The organism is Nocardia sp. NPDC004151 (assembly GCF_042874235.1).
In the GTDB taxonomy this organism is placed as follows: domain Bacteria; phylum Actinomycetota; class Actinomycetes; order Mycobacteriales; family Mycobacteriaceae; genus Nocardia.
Genome location: NZ_JBIAMR010000006.1, coordinates 130,648 through 146,919 on the forward strand (window position 1 = coordinate 130,648; position 16,272 = coordinate 146,919).

Annotated in this window: 16 protein-coding genes; 6 read left to right on the forward strand and 10 right to left on the reverse strand. The window is 67.1% G+C overall.

The features are described 5' to 3' along the window. Positions 1 to 66 precede the first annotated feature (66 nt). Together ACFYTS_RS16060 and ACFYTS_RS16065 are read right to left on the reverse strand one after the other, a co-directional pair. Entirely contained in the window at positions 67 to 1,422 is a 1,356-nt protein-coding gene (locus ACFYTS_RS16060; RefSeq protein WP_387304832.1) for a hypothetical protein, read from the reverse strand. Then, the gene (locus ACFYTS_RS16065) at positions 1,419 to 1,889 is read right to left on the reverse strand and encodes an NUDIX domain-containing protein (protein WP_357088557.1); all 471 of its coding nucleotides are present in this window, start codon (positions 1,887 to 1,889) and stop codon (positions 1,419 to 1,421) included. The genes ACFYTS_RS16060 and ACFYTS_RS16065 overlap by 4 nt, the downstream gene beginning before the upstream one ends. A gap of 281 nt (positions 1,890 to 2,170) precedes the next feature. On the opposite strand from ACFYTS_RS16065, the gene ACFYTS_RS16070 reads away from it, so the two are divergent. Continuing rightward, positions 2,171 to 2,944: a pirin family protein gene (locus ACFYTS_RS16070; RefSeq protein WP_357274854.1), complete on the forward strand. Its 774-nt coding sequence runs from the start codon at positions 2,171 to 2,173 to the stop codon at positions 2,942 to 2,944. A gap of 9 nt (positions 2,945 to 2,953) precedes the next feature. Next, the gene (locus tag ACFYTS_RS16075) at positions 2,954 to 3,484 is read left to right on the forward strand and encodes a DUF4190 domain-containing protein (RefSeq protein WP_357274852.1); all 531 of its coding nucleotides are present in this window, start codon (positions 2,954 to 2,956) and stop codon (positions 3,482 to 3,484) included. Here the strand turns inward: ACFYTS_RS16075 and ACFYTS_RS16080 are convergent. Further along, on the reverse strand, positions 3,462 to 3,974 hold the full coding sequence (locus ACFYTS_RS16080) for a hypothetical protein (protein WP_387304835.1): 513 nt from the start codon (positions 3,972 to 3,974) through the stop codon (positions 3,462 to 3,464). The two genes, ACFYTS_RS16075 and ACFYTS_RS16080, sit on opposite strands and share 23 nt — an antisense overlap. Positions 3,975 to 4,064: 90 nt before the next feature. Here ACFYTS_RS16080 and ACFYTS_RS16085 point away from each other — a divergent pair, with 90 nt between their 5' ends. The 3 genes from ACFYTS_RS16085 to ACFYTS_RS16095 all read left to right on the forward strand — a co-directional run bounded on the left by ACFYTS_RS16085 (position 4,065) and on the right by ACFYTS_RS16095 (position 7,398). Continuing rightward, complete coding sequence (locus tag ACFYTS_RS16085) at positions 4,065 to 4,916, forward strand: Scr1 family TA system antitoxin-like transcriptional regulator (protein ID WP_357274847.1); 852 nt, start codon at positions 4,065 to 4,067, stop codon at positions 4,914 to 4,916. Positions 4,917 to 4,947: 31 nt separating this feature from the next. Further along, the gene (locus tag ACFYTS_RS16090; protein WP_387304837.1) at positions 4,948 to 5,328 is read left to right on the forward strand and encodes a DUF397 domain-containing protein; all 381 of its coding nucleotides are present in this window, start codon (positions 4,948 to 4,950) and stop codon (positions 5,326 to 5,328) included. 87 nt (positions 5,329 to 5,415) lie between these two features. Continuing rightward, positions 5,416 to 7,398, forward strand: coding sequence for a M13 family metallopeptidase (locus ACFYTS_RS16095; protein ID WP_387304839.1), 1,983 nt, complete (start codon positions 5,416 to 5,418; stop codon positions 7,396 to 7,398). Between the two features lie 66 nt (positions 7,399 to 7,464). On the opposite strand, the gene ACFYTS_RS16100 is transcribed toward ACFYTS_RS16095, so the two are convergent. The 6 genes from ACFYTS_RS16100 to ACFYTS_RS16125 form a co-directional block, all read right to left on the reverse strand. Further along, positions 7,465 to 8,544 (reverse strand): sn-glycerol-3-phosphate ABC transporter ATP-binding protein UgpC, encoded by a 1,080-nt coding sequence (locus ACFYTS_RS16100; protein ID WP_357274841.1) that lies wholly within the window; start codon positions 8,542 to 8,544, stop codon positions 7,465 to 7,467. Positions 8,545 to 8,570: 26 nt separating this feature from the next. Then, positions 8,571 to 9,899, reverse strand: a complete 1,329-nt coding sequence (locus ACFYTS_RS16105; RefSeq protein ID WP_357274838.1) for an ABC transporter substrate-binding protein — start codon at positions 9,897 to 9,899, stop codon at positions 8,571 to 8,573. A gap of 19 nt (positions 9,900 to 9,918) precedes the next feature. Beyond that, positions 9,919 to 10,710: a carbohydrate ABC transporter permease gene (locus ACFYTS_RS16110; protein WP_357088804.1), complete on the reverse strand. Its 792-nt coding sequence runs from the start codon at positions 10,708 to 10,710 to the stop codon at positions 9,919 to 9,921. 68 nt (positions 10,711 to 10,778) lie between these two features. Then, positions 10,779 to 11,708 carry a sugar ABC transporter permease gene (locus ACFYTS_RS16115; RefSeq protein WP_357274836.1) on the reverse strand — a complete coding sequence of 310 codons (930 nt, stop codon included), beginning with the start codon at positions 11,706 to 11,708 and terminating at the stop codon, positions 10,779 to 10,781. 239 nt (positions 11,709 to 11,947) lie between these two features. Next, positions 11,948 to 12,853 (reverse strand): Ig-like domain-containing protein, encoded by a 906-nt coding sequence (locus tag ACFYTS_RS16120; RefSeq protein WP_387304842.1) that lies wholly within the window; start codon positions 12,851 to 12,853, stop codon positions 11,948 to 11,950. A 295-nt stretch (positions 12,854 to 13,148) separates the two neighbouring features. Continuing rightward, on the reverse strand, positions 13,149 to 14,447 hold the full coding sequence (locus ACFYTS_RS16125; protein WP_387304845.1) for a cytochrome P450: 1,299 nt from the start codon (positions 14,445 to 14,447) through the stop codon (positions 13,149 to 13,151). Positions 14,448 to 14,569: 122 nt separating this feature from the next. Here ACFYTS_RS16125 and ACFYTS_RS16130 point away from each other — a divergent pair, with 122 nt between their 5' ends. After that, complete coding sequence (locus tag ACFYTS_RS16130) at positions 14,570 to 15,199, forward strand: hypothetical protein (protein WP_357088584.1); 630 nt, start codon at positions 14,570 to 14,572, stop codon at positions 15,197 to 15,199. Between the two features lie 103 nt (positions 15,200 to 15,302). Here ACFYTS_RS16130 and ACFYTS_RS16135 read toward each other — a convergent pair whose 3' ends face one another. After that, on the reverse strand, positions 15,303 to 15,965 hold the full coding sequence (locus tag ACFYTS_RS16135) for a serine protease (protein WP_357274832.1): 663 nt from the start codon (positions 15,963 to 15,965) through the stop codon (positions 15,303 to 15,305). Positions 15,966 to 16,272: the final 307 nt, after the last annotated feature.

The following is a 16,272-nucleotide window of genomic DNA, read 5'->3' on the forward strand; positions in this document are numbered from 1 at the left end:
TCGGCCCCGGCCGGATCCGACAGAGCGCTGCCGCGTGTCGCCGGGCCGGTGTGATCGAGCCGATATCTATGCCCTGGACGGACCGGTCCGGCGGCGGGAATTCGCCCCGATGGCGACGATTCCGCAGGCGTAGACGGCGGCCGCGGCCACCACCACCGCCGGGGAGCGCCCGTCCGCCGGGATCAGCAGCGCGGTCCCGGCCAGGGCCAGCACGAAGGTGATGTTGAAGATCGTGTCCTGCAGCGCGAACACCTGGCCGCGGTGGGTGTCGTCGATCTCGATCTGCATGGCCGCGTCGCCGGTCAGCTTGATGACCTGCCCGGCCAGCCCGAGCAGGAAGGCCGCCGCGAGCAGGAGCAGTTCCGCCCGCCGCTCGGTCTCGCCGGTGGCGACGGTGATGGGCGTGACCAAGGTCAGCTGCACGATGATCGCGGCCACCAGGCAGCTCACCACGGTGCGCGGGCGGCCCAGCCGCGGAATCAGGAACGGCGCCACCACGGCCGCGGTCACCAGTCCCGCCCCGGTCGCGGTGATGGCCGCGCTGAACTTGGCGAGGTGGGTGCCGACCGCGGACTCGTCGCCGCGGCGCAGCGCCAGCACCATGAGCAGGGTGTCCGCGCCGAACACGATGCGGTGCGCGCCGATCCCGAGGAACGCGGTGGTCACGTCCCGCGACCCCCAGGCCGCGGTGGCGCCCCGGCGCAGTCCGGCGGCGATGGCCCGTACGGTGGCGAGCCCGCCCACGGTCTCGACGGTGGGCCCGTCCCGGTCGGGACCCAGTGCCCGCGGCCGGAATCCGGCCACCACGAGCCCGCTCACGATCGAGCCCGAGGCGCTGGCGGCCGTCGCCACCGCGGACGCGAAGTCACCCGCCCCGATCACGCCGATGATCGAGAACCCCAGGCCCGCGCCGAGGATCGCGCACCCGGACGCCACCGTCGCCAGCACCGAGTTCATCGGGACCAGCCAGCGCTGGGACAGCACCTTGGGCAGGGACGCGGACACGCCCGCGCCGACGAAGCGGCTCACCCCGACGACGGCCAGCGCGCCCAGCAGGAGCGGCGTGGCCCGGATCCCGGCCAGCAGCCCGGCGGCGGTCGCCACGATGAGCACGGCCCGCAGCAGGTTGGCGTACAGCAGCACCCGGCGGCGGTCCCAGCGGTCGAGCAGCGCGCCCGCGAACGGCCCGATGATCGAATACGGCAGCAGCAGCGCGGCGAAGCCCCCGGCGATGGCCAGCGGATCGGTCTGCCGCTCGGGGTTGAACAGGATCGCGCCGGACAGGGCGGCCTGGAACATGCCGTCGCCGAACTGCCCGGTGAGCCGGACCAGGGTCAGGCGCAGGGTGCCCGGGTTCTCGCGCAGCGCGGCCGTCACCGCGGCGAGCCGGGTGCGCGGCTCGGCGGGCGGGGGCGCGGTCACCGGGACGGGTGCGTGGTCACCAGGGCGAACACGGCGGCGCGCATGTCATCGGCCATGGGCAGGTTGTCGACGGTGTCGGAATCGATCCACTGGTAGCGATCGTGTTCGAGGGGGTCGAGCCGGATCTCGCCGGGTTCGGCCTCGACCACGAAGCTGTATTTGCGGACCCGCGACTTGGTGCGGGTGGCGTAGTCGAAGCCGCCCAGCACATCGGTGATGTTCACGACCCGCAGCCCGGTCTCCTCGAAGAGCTCGCGGGCCACGCAGTCGGCGAAGGTCTCCCCCGATTCCACGCCGCCGCCCGGCAGTTCCCACATCCCCGCGTGCGAGCCTTCCTCGACACGCCGTACGACCAGGAGTTTGCCGTCCCGGAAGACGGCCACGCCCATGACGAAATGAGCGATCCCCTCGCTCTCGGCCTGCTGCCGGAGTTCGCGCTCGATGCCCGCGAGTACCTCGGGTCGCATCCCCCTGCTCTCCCTCCCGTTTCGCTTGCGGCACATCATGATACGGTCGCCGACCGAAACCCGCTGATGGTCGGGGCGGGATCCGGGAACGTGGCGGCCGGGCGCCCGGACAATCGCCGGGCATTTGCCCGGGCCGATTGCCGGAAGCGTAGTACCTGGTCGGCGGCAGGTGGGGCAGCGCTGCCCGCACGCTAGAATTTAACCCGGAATTCAAGTTGGGCCGCTGTATCGGCCCCTACCCTGGAATCCGATCGGTGCTCGCCGGTGAGAGGAGTACGGCGGTGTCCACCCTCACGACACCACACATCGATATCCATCGTGGCGGCGACCGCATGAAAACCCGTGTGGCGTGGCTGGATTCGAAGCATTCTTTCTCCTTCGGAGAACACTACGATCCCGACAACACCCATCACGGCCTGCTGCTGGTCAACAACGAGGACATCGTCCTGCCCGGCGAGGGGTTCGAGACCCATCCGCACCGGGACATGGAGATCGTCACCTGGGTGCTGAGCGGCAGCCTGGTGCATCAGGATTCCCTGGGCCACAACGGCGTCATCTACCCGGGCCTGGCCCAGCGGATGAGCGCCGGCACCGGCATCCTGCACTCGGAGAAGAACGACTCCTGGCGGCTCAGCAATGCGCCCGAACACCAGGAGCCGGTGCATTTCGTGCAGATGTGGGTGGTGCCCGACGACTCCGGGCTGACCCCCGGCTACCAGCAGCTGGAGATCGACGCCGAACTCGCGAGCGGCGACCTGGTCACCGTGGCCTCGGGCCTGCCCCGGTACCGCGACCGCACGGCCATCGCCATCGCCAGCAGTCATTCCGCCATGCACGTGGCCCGGATGCCCGGCGAGGGCACCGAGGTCCGCCTACCCGAGGCCCCCTACCTGCACGTTTTCGTCGCACGCGGCGAGGTGGAGATGGAGGGCGCGGGGACCCTGTACGAGGGTGACGCGGTCCGGCTGGCCCGCAGCGGCGGCCAGCGGGTCACGGCCAACCTGCCGTCGGAGCTCCTGGTGTGGGAAATGCATGCCCGGCTCGGCGGGCAATAGCATCTGCCCATGAACCAGTACCCGCCACCGGACCAGCACGGTCAGTACCCGCCGCAGGGGCAGCCGGGGAACTACCCGCCGGGTGCGTACCCGCCGCCGGGCAACTATCCGCCGCCGGGCGGTGGGCAGTACTGGCAGGAGTCGCCGCAGCGCAAGGGCATGGCGATCACCGCCCTGGTATTCGGCGTCATCGGCCTGCTGACGTTCTGGACCGTCTTGTTCACCATTGTCGGCCTGATCTGCGGCGTGGTCGCCATCGTGCTGGGCCTGATCGCGGTGATGAAGGCCCGGCGCGGGACGGCCGGTGGCTTCGGGATGGCGCTGGCGGGCGTGATCATGGGAGTGATCAGCCTGATCGGCGGCGCGGTGATCGGCGTGCTGGTGTGGACGGTGTTCAAGGACACCGGCACCACCGACTTCCTGGACTGTGTCCGCGACGCGAACGGCGATCAGGCCAAGGTCGATCAATGCCAGCGCGAGTTCAATCAGCGGCTGGAGGACAAGTTCAGCGTGACCCTCACACCGGTTCCGACGCGCTGACGCCGCTGGTGCTGGATCCCGCTGCCCCCGGGTGGCATTCGCGTACGGCGGCCAGCACTTCGGACAGTTCCGGGCGAAAGTCCCGTTCGGGCGGGTGAATCCAGGTGCGGTAGGCGTTGTGCTCGTCGGTGGGTGAGGGCAGCACGATGGTGCTGCCGGGCTGCGCTACGGACGCGCAATCGCGGAACAGGTCCGAGAACAGCGCCATGTCGAGATACGAATCGTCGCTGGGCCCGGTGAGGAAGGTCCAGCGGCCGGAGCGCGGATGGGCGATGATCGGACCGCGGCGCTGTCGCGCGGTGAGCTGGTCGCGGACCCTGCGGCCCAGCTCAGCAGGCATGGTCACGGCGCCGACGGCCCCGACCTCCAACATGATTCGGCCCAGCGTCGAATCCACCACGCCGTACAGCCCGTGTTCCTTGCGGTAGCGTCTGCACCGGGCCAGCGCTTCCTGGGTGGCGGTGTACGACGACGGGTCCAGCGCGCTCATGGCGAACCTCCTGCTACCGACAGTAAGCCCGCGTAATCACTATGACAATAGTCACACGCCAGCGAGTTTCGCGGCGTAGCATCGGTGGCCGTGGCACCCGTCTCGCCTACCGTCGCCCGGTGGGAGCTGGTCCTACGACTGCGCGAATTACGCGAGCAGTGCGGCTTCGATTCGGCGACGTTCGCCAAGCACGTCGGCTTCACCCCGGCCAACTGGTCGCATGTGGAGAAGGGCCGCCGCGTCCTCACCACGACCACCATCGGCCCGGTGCTGGAGCTGCTCGAGGTGGAGGGCGAGGAGCGCGACGAACTGCTGGAGCTGCTGCTGCTCAGCAAGGAGCGCGGCTGGTGGGCCAAGTCCTCGGCGCTGATCGGGCCTGAGCTGCAACGGTATTACGGCATGGAGCTGGGCGCGGAGAGCATCCTCAGCTACGACAGCCTGGTGGTGCCGGGCCTGCTGCAGACCGAGGAATATGCGCGGGCGCTGATCAGTGCCGACGTCATGATCCGCCCGGTGCAGGTGGAACAGCTCGTGGCGGTGCGGATGAAGCGGCAGGAACGGCTGCGCGGCGACGACCGGGTGGAGCTCACCGCGGTGATCGGCGAGGCCACCCTGTTGCAGCAGATCGGCGGCCCGAAAGTATTGCGCGGCCAACTCGAACATCTGGCAATACTGCTGGACGAACTGGATTCCATTTCGGTGCGGGTGATTCCGTTCACCGCGACACGCGGCGCGATGCTGGGCGGCTCGAGTTTCCATCTGCTGGATTTCGCTTCCGAAAGTCTGCCCACCTTCACCTGGGTGGAGAGCGCGGTTTTCGGTGGGGCCGTGGAGGATCCGGATCAGATTCGCGATCTGCGGTTCGCATTTGTGCGCGCACTCGACCAATCACTCGGTCGCGCAGAATCTTTGGAGCTCATCAAACGCTATTCGCAAGGGTAGGAGACGCATGCGTAACGGTAAAATGCTGCCCATGCTTACCACCGCGAAGTATCAGCCGGAATCCAGCGGCTGGTTCACGTCGACTCGTACCAATAACGGAAATCAGTGCGTGGAGGTTCGATTCGACGGTGATGCGGTGCTCATCCGCGACAGCAAGTACCGGCGCAATCCGGAACATCGCCCTGACGACGAGCCCATCATCACCGTCACCGCGGCCGAATGGATGACATTCCTGGCCGCCGTGCTGGGCCGCCATATCCACCGCTCCGCGCTCATCGCGGAGATCGGTGCGGACGGCCACACCTCCCTCCGGCACGGACCGATCACCCTGATCTATACCCCTGGCGAATGGCGAGCCTTCGTCGCCGGGGTACGGGACGGGGAATTCGACCGGGTGCCGGTCGGCGCCTGAATCGGTGCGTTCACCAATCGTGAACGCAATGGGTGCGAAGTTCACACACCCCGGCCGGATGCCCTCGTAATCGGCATACTGGACACCGTGACTTCGCAGCTGACGCCTCCCTCCGGTATCGACCTGTCCTTCCGTGACGCGGACGTGCGGGTGCAGGACGACCTGTTCGCGCACGTCAACGGCAAATGGCTGGACACCTACGAAATACCGGCCGACCGCGCGGTCGACGGTGCCTTCCGTACGCTCTACGACCAGGCCGAACTGGATGTGCAGAAGATCATCCAGGACGCCTCGGCCGCCGACGCCGCGCCCGGCTCCGAGGAGCGCAAGATCGGCGATCTGTACAACAGCTTCATGGCCGCCGAGGTCATCGAGGCCGCGGGCCTGACCCCGATCGCCGAGGAATTGGCCGCCGTCGCCGCGGTCGCCGACCGCGCGGAGTTCGCCGCCCTCATCGGCCGCCTGCAGCGCACCGGCGTCGGCGGCGCGCTGGCGTTCTACGTCGACACCGACGACAAGAACTCCACCCGCTACCTGGTGCACGCCACTCAGTCCGGCATCGGCCTGCCCGACGAGTCGTACTACCACAAGGACGAATACGCGGAGATCCGTGCGAAGTACGTCGCGCACATGTGCCGTATGTTCGAGCTGGCGGGCCTGGATTACGACGCGCAGCGGGTCTTCGACCTGGAAGCCAAGCTGGCCGCGGGCCATTGGGACGTGGTGCGCCGCCGCGACGCCGAATTGAGCTACAACCTGGTGACTTTCGCTGACCTGACCGCGGAGAACCCGGAATTCGACTGGACCGCCTGGACTTCCGCGCTGGCCGCCGGCCTGGACCGCTCGGGTGCCGAGCTGTTCGCGGAACTGGTGGTGCGCCAGCCCGATTACGTGCGCACCTTCGCCCAGACCTGGGCGTCGGAGTCGCTGGAGGACTGGAAGGGCTGGGCCGCCTGGCGCGTGGTGAAGGCCCGTGCCCCGTACCTGACCGAGGCCCTGGTCGAGGAGAGCTTCGACTTCTACGGCCGCACCCTGACCGGCGCGCAGGAGAACCGGGAGCGCTGGAAGCGCGGCGTCTCCCTGGTGCAGGACCTGCTCGGCGAGGCGGTCGGCAAGCTCTATGTGGCCCGGCATTTCCCGCCCGCTGCCAAGGCCCGCATGGTCGAGCTGGTGGAGAACCTGCAGGAGGCCTACCGCCGCAATATCTCCCAGCTGGAGTGGATGGGCCCGGACACCCGGCAGGCCGCGCTGGCCAAGCTGGAGAAGTTCACCCCCAAGATCGGCTACCCGGACGAGTGGCGCGACTACGCCGCCGTCACCGTGGATCCCGCCGACGTGGTGGGCAACTACCGCAGCGGGTACGCCGCCGAGCACGACCGGGATCTGAACAAGCTGGGCGGCCCGGTGGATCGCGGCGAGTGGTTCATGACCCCGCAGACGGTGAACGCCTACTACAACCCGGGCATGAACGAGATCGTCTTCCCGGCCGCGATCCTGCAGCCTCCGTTCTTCGACATGAACGCCGACGACGCCGCCAACTACGGCGGTATCGGCGCGGTCATCGGCCACGAGATCGGTCACGGCTTCGACGATCAGGGTTCGAAGTACGACGGCGACGGCAACATGATCGACTGGTGGACGGAGTCGGACCGCACCGAATTCGGCAAGCGCACCAAGGCGCTGATCGCCCAGTACAGCACCTTCTCGCCGAAGGACCTGTCCGACGACCATACGGTCAACGGCGAGTTCACCATCGGTGAGAACATCGGCGATCTGGGTGGTCTGTCGATCGCGCTGGAGGCGTACAAGATCGCCACCGAGGGTCAGGAATCCCCCGTCCTCGACCAGCTGACCGGGTTGCAGCGCGTGTTCTTCGGCTGGGCGCAGGTGTGGCGCACCAAGGCTCGCTCGGAGGAGGCGATTCGCCGCCTCGCGGTCGATCCGCACTCCCCGCCGGAGTTCCGTTGCAATGGCGTCGTCCGCAACCTCGACAGTTTCCACGAAGCCTTCGAGGTCACTCCCGGCGATGCTCTCTACCTGGATCCCGCGGAGCGCGTGAAGATCTGGTGATCACTCACCTCTGACGACCTCGAGCCCCGTCCTGGCGGGTGGGGCTCGAGGCGTGGGGGCGGTGGATCAGCGCAGGCGCTCTTCGGTTCGGGCGTCGAAGAAGAACAGTTCGTCCCGCTTGGGCGTCAGGTAGAGCCGGTCGCCCAGCGCGACCTGGAAGCGCCGGTCGACGCGCGCCACCACCCGGCCGGAGCGGCTGGACCATTCGTCTGCCACGCCGTGCGAGTAGACGAACGATTCCGAGCCCAGCTCCTCGAGCAGCTCCACCTCGACCGCGAGCGCATCGCTCGCGTCGGTGGTGACCTCCCACGATTCCGGCCGGATGCCGACGATGACATTGGCGCCGTCGACGCTGTGCGGCAGTGGGATTCGCAGGTCGTTCAGCACGGCCGCGCCCTCGCGGACGGGCGCGGTGAGCAGGTTCATGCCGGGGGATCCGATGAATCCGGCGACGAAGGTATTGACCGGGTCGTCGTAGAGCTCCCGCGGGGCGGCGACCTGCTGCAGCTTCCCGTCCTTCATCACCGCCACCCGGTGCCCCATGGTCATGGCCTCGACCTGGTCGTGGGTGACGTACACGGTGGTGGTGCCGAGCCGCTTCTGCAGCGCGGCGATCTGCGAGCGGGTCGAGACCCGCAGTTTCGCATCGAGATTCGACAGCGGTTCGTCCATGCAGAACACCTGCGGCCGCCGCACGATGGCCCGGCCCATGGCGACGCGCTGCCGCTGGCCGCCGGACAGCCGCGCGGGTTTGCGGTCCAGGAGGTCCTCGAGCTCCAGCATGGCCGCGGCCTCCTTGACCCGAACCAGGGTGTCGGCCTTGCTCATTCCGGCGTTACGCAGCGCGAATCCCATATTGTCGGCCACGGTCATGTTCGGGTAGAGCGCGTAGCTCTGGAACACCATGGCCACGTCGCGCGAGCGCGGCGGCAGGCCGGTGACGTCCAGGCCGCCGATGCGCAGCCGCCCGGCGGTCACCGCTTCGAGACCCGCCAGCATGCGCAGACTGGTGGACTTGCCGCAGCCCGAAGGCCCGACCAGCACCAGGAATTCGCCGTCGGCGATCTCCAGATTCAGGTCGTCGACCGCGGGGCCGGGCGCACCCGGATAGGTGAGGGAAACACCCTCGAACTGCACAGTCGCCATGGCGGGCGGGTCTCCTCGCTTAGTTCTTACTTGGGCAGCTTGGGCGTGATCTGCCGGTCGATGATGGTCTGCAGCTGGTTGGTGATGTCGCCGAAAGCGCCTGCCACGTCCCGGTTCTGCAGGCCGATCTGCTCGAGCCCGGTGCCGATGATCTGGTCGCCGCCGGGCACGAACACGCGCGCGTAGTTCTGCGGCTTGGTCAGCGGTAGCTGTTCGATGGCGGTCTTGAAGTTGGGGTTCTTGGCCAGGAAGTCGGCCATGCCCGGGTCCTGCTGCGCCGACTTGCGCACCGGCACATAGCCGGTGGCCTGCGAGAAGTAGGAGGTGTTGGCCGCGTTGGTGATGAACTCGATGAACTTGAGCGCGTTCTCCTTGCGGGCGTCGCTGATCCGGGCCGGAATCGCCAGGCCGGCGCCGCCGGTGGTGGCGCCCGCCCCGTTCGGGTGCGGCAGGAATCCGGTGCCGAATTCGACCTTGCCCTCGGAGTTCTTCTTGATGCTCTTGAGGTCGCCGGTGGAGCCGATGGCCGAGGCGATGATGCCGTTGCCGAAGTCCACCGCGTAGGTGGGCCGGATGCTGGCGTACTTCTTGGTGTTGATCGAGTCGCGCAGGTACTCACCGGCTTTGATGGTGGCCGGGTCGTTGAACTTCAGCTTCCACTCGTCGGAGTACGCGCCGCCGAAGGTCCAGCACGGTCCCTGGAAGGTCCAGGCCAGGTAGTTCTTGGCGTCGCCCCAGCCGTGCGCCCACTTGTCGCCGCCGAGCACGCCCTGGATCTTGGGGCCCCACTCGTCGAATTCGGCCCAGCTGTTCGGGGTGCGGTCGGGCAGCCCGGCTTTCGCCCAGACGTCCTTGTTGTAGTAGAAGATCTGCGTCGAGCGCGAGTAGGGCAGCGCCCAGGTCTTGCCGTTGAACTTGTAGTCGCCGATGAAGGTGTCGACGTAGTCGGACACGTTCACGCCGGCGCCGGCGAAGTGGCTGTCCAGCGGTTCGATGGTGCCGTTGAGCGCGTAGTTGAACCACCACACGTCGGACAGGATGACCACGTCGGGCAGTTCGCCGCCGGAGAGCGCGGCATTGAACTTGGTCGCGACCTCCTCGTAGTTCTTGCCCGCGTCGACCAGGTTGACCTTCAGGTCCGGGTACTTGGCCTGGAACCGGTTGATCAGCTCGGTTTCCTGATCCTTGGAGGTGCCCGGGTGGTTGGACCAGAAGGTGATGGTCTTCGAGTCGCCGCCCTGGGTGCCACCGCCACCGGACCCGGCGCACGCGGTCAGGGCCACCGCACCCGCGGCCGCGCCGGCCAGGCCGAGGAAGCCGCGGCGCGACAGCGCGGGAAATCGTGAATCGGACACGTGAATCTCCTTCTGGGACTCAACCCTTGACCGCACCGGAGGTGAGGCCCTTGATCATCTGGCGCTGGAGCACCAGGAAGACGATGAGGATGGGGAGCATGGTCAGGATGACCCCGGCCATGACGGGTCCCCAGTTGGTGACGCTGGGGTTCTCGGTGTTCTGCAGCAGGGTCAGGCCGACCGGCAGGGTGGCGACCCGCGCGTCGTCGGCCATCAGGAAGGGCCACAGGTATTCGTTCCACTCGTTCACCAGGGTGACCACCGCGAACGCCACCATGGTGGGCCCGGACATGGGCAGCACCACCCGGGTCAGCAGCCGCCACCAGCCCGCGCCGTCCATCCGCGCCGCCTCGATGACCTCGGAGGGCAGCGACAGGAAGTGGTTGCGCATGAGGAAAGTGCCGAAGGCGACGCCGCAGAGCGGAACGATGATGCCCTGGAAGGTGTTCCGCCAGCCCAGCTGCGCGATGAGCGCGTAGTTGGAGATGATGGTGATCTGGTTGGGCACCATGAGCGCCGCGATGATCACCAGGAACACGATGTTCTTGCCGGGGAAGCGCAGGAACACCAGCCCGTAGGCGCTGAGCACGCCGAGCACGAACTTCACCGCGGACACGATGCTGGTCACGATGATGGAGTTGCGCAGGAACTGCCAGAACGGCAGCGTGGTGGTGGCGTCGTGATAGTTGGAGGCCAGCCACTGTTTCGGCCAGTAGCTGACCGGCTGGGAGTAGACCTCCGCGTGCGCCATGAACGAGCGCGTGAGGATGTAGTACAGCGGGACGCCGATGATGATCAGCACGCACACCATGGCGGCGTAGCCGAAGACCTTGGCCCAGAACTCCTGATCGTGGAATGCGCGCAGTAGGTTCAGCCGCTTCACTTCTCGTCTCCTCGGTCCATGACGCGCACCTGGATCAATGTCACGATCAGCAGCACGAGGAACATGATGGTGGCGACGGCCGCGCCGTAGCCCGCCCGCTGGTTCACCCAGGATTCGCGATAGACCTGGTAGATCATGGTGGTGGTGCCGGTGCCGATGGGCCCGCCGCGGGTCATCACGTTGATGAGGTCGAAGACCTGCAGCGAGTTGAGCAGCACCGTGATCGACAGGAAGTAGGTGGTGGGCCGCAGCTGCGGCAGCAAAACCCGGGTGAAGGTGGTCCAGCGGCCGGCGCCGTCGATCTCGGCGGCCTCCATCAGGTCGGCCCGAACCCCTTGCAGCGCCGCCAGATAGATGACGAAGCTGTAGCCCAGGTTCTTCCAGATATAGGTGACCGTGATCATGAACAGTGCCCAGTGCGGGTCCTGCGCGAAGTCGGGTGAGTGGATTCCCATCCGCTGCAGCAGGTCCGGGATCAGGCCGAAGCCGGGGTCGAAGATGAACTGGAAGCCCACGCCGATGGCCGCGCCGGAGATGACGTACGGCGCGAAGATGGCGGATCGAACCACATTGCGCCCGAGCAGCTTGCGGTCCAGCAGCAGCGCGAGGGCCAGGCCCAGGATCATGCTGCCCAGCACCGCGGCGACGGTGAACACGACGGTATTGCCGACGATCTGCCAGGAGTCGTCGCGCCCGAACCATTCGGTGTAGTTGTCGAATCCGACCCAGTTCAGGGTGGTCGCGGAGATGTTCCAGTCGGTGAAGGACAGTCGCACGTTGTCGATCAGCGGCCGATAGACGAACAGCCCCAACAGGATCAGGTTGGGCGCGACCAGGACGGTGAACAGCGCGTAGTCCCGCCAGGGTCTGTTTCGCCACCCGCGCCCGGGGGGCGTCGGGAGTACTCGTTCGGGCCAAGATCGCACCCGCGCAGCCTTGCGGCCCTTGGCAACTGATTGGTTAATTCCAGATGGTAGCTCGCTGAACTGTCGGTCGGCTCCCGCCACCGACTGTTCACCGGTCACACCACCGAGGGGCGCGGACATGCGCCGAATCGTACGACCGCCCAAGATGTTTCGAGGCCAAAACAATATGAACGGTTAGCCAATAGAAAACAGCGAGGGCCGCGCTCGATTCGAGCGCGGCCCTCGCATTCAGGGCTGGATCAGTTCCAATCGCCCCAGCCGTCGCCGGTGTTCAGCGTGCCGCCCGCGGTGTTCTGCACGATGACCGGGTCACCCTTCTGCACGTTCTCCTGGAACCACTTGGCGTCCTCGGTGGACACGTTCAGGCAGCCGTGCGAGGCGTTCGAGACGCCCTGCTGCGCCAGGCTCCACGGGGCGGCGTGCACGAAGATGCCGCTGTTGGACATGCGGGTCGCGTATTCGACCTCGAGCTTGTAGCCCTCGGGTGCGGTGGTCGGCACGCCGTAGGTGGACGAGTCCATGATCATCTTGCGGTTCTTCTCGCTGACGATGTAGGTCCCGTTCGGGGTCTCGTGACCCTTCTTGCCCATGGAGGTGGGCATGGTCTTCACGACCTCGCCGTTGCGGGTCACGGTGATCGTGTGGGTGGTGTCGTCGGCGGTGGTGATGAACTCGTCGCCGATCGTGTAGGCCACGTCGGTGCCACCGGCCTGGACGGTCACCTTGGAGCCGGCGGGCCAGAAGTTCTCGGGCCGCCAGCGGACCTGCTTGTCGCCCATCCAGTAGAAGTGGCCGTTCACCTTGTTGGTGGAGGTGATGCGGATCGACTTCTCGGCGGCCGCGTGGTCGCCGACCGGGTCCTTGAAGTTGATGATGACGGGCATGGCCACGCCGACCACGTCACCGTCGCCGGGGCTGATGTTCGGGGCCGCGAAGTTGGCGGGCGGAATCGGCGCCTTGGCGTTCGGGTCGGTCGGCAGCGAGCCCGGCTCGGGCTGCGGCATGACCGCGGAGGGGGTGCCCGGAATGTCCGGGCCGCCCGGCCATAGCGGAGTCGCTGAGGCGGGTGCTGCCACCACTGCTCCGGTTGCCGCGATGGCGGCAAGGGCGATCAGTCCCGTCTTTCGATACCGGGTATGGCGCACAGCTTGGTCCTCTCAGATCTTTGTTCTTCACGCAGAACGCGGGCGCACTTCACCCGCAGTAGTCCCAACCCCGCGTCCATTACTACAGCGATCTGTCGAGTGCGCCAACCGCCTTCTGCGAGTTATTCATACCGACTGCTAGGTGTTCGCTCAGTCACAACACCGCGGGTCGGTTCCTCGCCGGGTGTGTATGCGCCGATGGCGGCGGCGATTCACCGAAAGTGACACCGGTACGGCCGCTTTCGGAGTGATTGCTTCCCAAAACCTACTTGTGATCGAAATCACCGACGGCGCTTCACGACTCGACGATGTCGAACGTGATGGCGCGCCGCGGTCCGACTGTGATGGTGTGCGGCACCGACGTCGGCGCGCCCCCGCGCACGAAGCGCGGCGTGAGCCGCATCCGCACCCCGTTCAGCATGGTTGCCAGCACGATGCGCAGCTCGTAATCGGCCAGGGTGGCGCCGATGCAGCGCCGGTGACCGCCCCCGAACGGCGCGTACTCGAACGGGCCGTATTTGCGCTCGAGGAACCGTTCGGGCCGGAAACGCCGTGGTTCCGGCCACACCGCGGGATCGGTGTGCAGCAGGTGCATCGACACCCCCATGGTGTCCCCCGCGGCCAGCGGCTTGCCGAGCAGCGCGAAATCACCTGCGAGCCTGCGCAACACGATCGGCACCGGCGGATGCAATCGCAGCGTCTCCTGGCAGACCGCGTCCAGGTAGGGGAGCTTCATCAACTCGGCCGGATCGGGATCGGTTCCGGAGCCGGTCAATTCGTCGCGCAGCCGAGCCAGCGTGTCCGGTTCCCGGTGCAGCCGGTACAGCGCCCACACCAGTGCGGTGGCAGTGGTTTCGTGCCCCGCCACCAGCAGCGTGCGCAACTGCTCGCGCAGATCGGTGTCGCTGATGGCGTCACCGTCCTCGTAACGCGTATCCAGCAGCAGCGCCAGCAGATCCGTGCCGCCGCCCCCGTGCGCGCGCCGCCGCGTCACCTCGGCGTCGACGAGTTCGTCGAGCCGGTCCCGCGCCGCGGCGAACCGCTCCCAGCCGGTCAGCCCGAACATGTTGCGCCGCAGGCCCGGAGCCAGGAACAGCGTGCTGCCGAAGGATTCCAGGAAGGCGGTGGTGGCGGCGGTGTACTCGGCGCGCCGCGCGGGCTCGTCGATGCCGAACACGGCCGCCAGGATCACCCGCAGCGTGAGTGCCCGGGCCGCCGCGCGGGCATCGACGCGGGTGCCCGGCCGCCACGGCGTCCCGGTGCGTTCGCCATCCAATTCGGCGCGGGTGGCGTCGCGAATGACGGTGCCGTAGGCGCTGATTCGATTGCGGTGGAAGGCGGGCGCGAGCAGGGCGCGCTCGCGCCGGTGCCGCTCGCCGCGGGCCAGGATGAGTGAGGCCGCGCCGACCATCGGCTCGATCGGATTGGGCAGCGGCGGTTCCAGCAGATCCATGGGCGCGCGGAACAGTTCCCGCGCACCCGCGGCGGTGCCGGTGAAGAGAACCGAACCGAGCGTGGGCATGCGCACTCGGAAGGGATCGCCGTCGCGGGCGCGCCGCCAGGTGACGTACCGCTCCAGGATGTCGGTGCTCATGGCTTCCTCTACGGGTGCCCGGATGAAATGGTTCGCAGCCTTGATTCGATCTTCTGGGTGCCCGTGGTGTACTCATGGGCGCACAACTCAAACCTGTTTGTTTCGAAATATAGGACTCGCCCGTGTTGCGTCAGCAGCTTTCCGTCCGGATCGTCGTGCCCGCGATCTCCGCCGTCGCCGCCCTGCTGCTCGCCGGCTGTGGGAGCACCGTCACCGGCCATCCGACGGCCGCCCCCGGCGATATCGTGCTCCCGACCACGACCAAGACCCCCGGGAACACGCCCACCAAGCCCGGCAAGCCCGGTGCGCCGACCACCACTCCGCGCGCGGATCGCGGTGGCAAGACCGACTTCCACGCCTCGATCGGCGACTGCGTGAAGCTGGGCGGCACCACCGAGAACGCCACCATCGACAAGGCGGTGTGCGGCAGCCAGGACTCCAACTACAAGGTGACCGGCAAGGCCCCGAAGAATGCCCAGTGCGGCAAGGACTCCGACCAGGTCTACTACGAGACCCTCAACGGTTCCGAGACCGGCGCGCTCTGCCTGACCATCGACTGGGTGGTGGGCGACTGCATGGAGGTCGGCGGCGACACCGCGCACCGCATCCCGTGCACCAGCAAGACGGCCACCGAGGGCGTGAAGGTGGTGTCGATCGTGCAGCACAGCACCAGCGTCGACGACTGCCCCGACGGTGACCAGGGCTACGTCTACGACGATCGCAACTTCGTCGTCTGCGTGAATACGCTCTAGAACGGCGTCGAAACGCTCCAGGACCGGTACGACGGACAGCGGCGGTGATTCTCGAATCACCGCCGCTGTCCGCATTTCTCGCCTCGGATGACCGAGGGCCGGGTCAGACGGGACGGTAGCCCGCGCCGACACCGCCCCGTGCGTTGACGTCATCCATGATCGCGCTCATATTGGTGCCGACCTCCGGGCCGAAGCAGGCCACCGCCAGGTAGGCGTTGACCATGCCGACCAGGGTGGTGCCGACGACGACCGGCGCGCCGGAATCGCCCTCGACGACGCACATCTGGCTCCAGGTCTCGACATTGGTGTCGAAGACGTCGCCCCACGCGACGCCGCAGGTGTTGCCGGTGGTCCGGCCCTCCTTGCAGACGATGGTGGGGAAGCTCGCCGGACCGCCCATGCCGGTGATGGTGACGCCGCCGATCCGGTTGACCGGGATGACCCGGTTCGGATCGAACTGGATGACGGCGTAGTCCAGATCGTGGTTGGAGTACACGAACTGCCCGATCTGCCCTGCGGCCCGGTCCTTTTCGGCCCAGACCTTGGAGCCCGCGTCGCCGCAGTGACCGGCGGTGAGGCCGACCAGGCGCCCCGCTCCGTCGTGACCGATCGTGGTGACGGTGCATTCGTATTGATCGTCGATGATGATCCCGGAGCCGCCGCCGATGACGGCGCCTCCGTCGGCATGAGCGGCTCCGGCGCCGGCGAGCACGGTGCCGATAGCGACGGCGAGCACGCCGGTCGCCCCGGCCAGTTTGTTGATCATGTCCCTCCAGGTGTCGGAAACCGCACGAATCGCAACCTGCGGTTACACATCCTGTCAGTATTCGGGCCCGGTTGGCGGTTGTAGTGCCTTGTGTTGCCGAGCCGTGTCCTGCTGGGCTTCGCGGCACTTACCTAGTTGGATGGGTATATCGGGACAATGCGCAATGGCTATCGAATTCCGATAAATTTAGTCCTGCAAATTGTTGCCGGTAGGTGTTCGCATCTTCCGGTGGATAGTCGAAAACTAGAACAAGTTCTAGATATCTGCCAGGTTCTTTTGCACGAAAACCAACCCTGATGTGGCTGTT

What these genes read in the sequence shown, in the direction of transcription:
- ACFYTS_RS16065 (WP_357088557.1), bottom strand. Translation starts at nt 1,889, where the DNA reads ATGCGACCCGAGGTACTCGCGGGCATCGAGCGCGAACTCCGGCAGCAG.
- ACFYTS_RS16075 (WP_357274852.1), top strand. Translation starts at nt 2,954, where the DNA reads ATGAACCAGTACCCGCCACCGGACCAGCACGGTCAGTACCCGCCGCAG.
- ACFYTS_RS16080 (WP_387304835.1), bottom strand. Translation starts at nt 3,974, where the DNA reads ATGAGCGCGCTGGACCCGTCGTCGTACACCGCCACCCAGGAAGCGCTG.
- ACFYTS_RS16090 (WP_387304837.1), top strand. Translation starts at nt 4,948, where the DNA reads ATGCTTACCACCGCGAAGTATCAGCCGGAATCCAGCGGCTGGTTCACG.
- ACFYTS_RS16100 (WP_357274841.1), bottom strand. Translation starts at nt 8,544, where the DNA reads ATGGCGACTGTGCAGTTCGAGGGTGTTTCCCTCACCTATCCGGGTGCG.
- ACFYTS_RS16110 (WP_357088804.1), bottom strand. Translation starts at nt 10,710, where the DNA reads ATGGTGTGCGTGCTGATCATCATCGGCGTCCCGCTGTACTACATCCTC.
- ACFYTS_RS16125 (WP_387304845.1), bottom strand. Translation starts at nt 14,447, where the DNA reads ATGAGCACCGACATCCTGGAGCGGTACGTCACCTGGCGGCGCGCCCGC.
- ACFYTS_RS16135 (WP_357274832.1), bottom strand. Translation starts at nt 15,965, where the DNA reads ATGATCAACAAACTGGCCGGGGCGACCGGCGTGCTCGCCGTCGCTATC.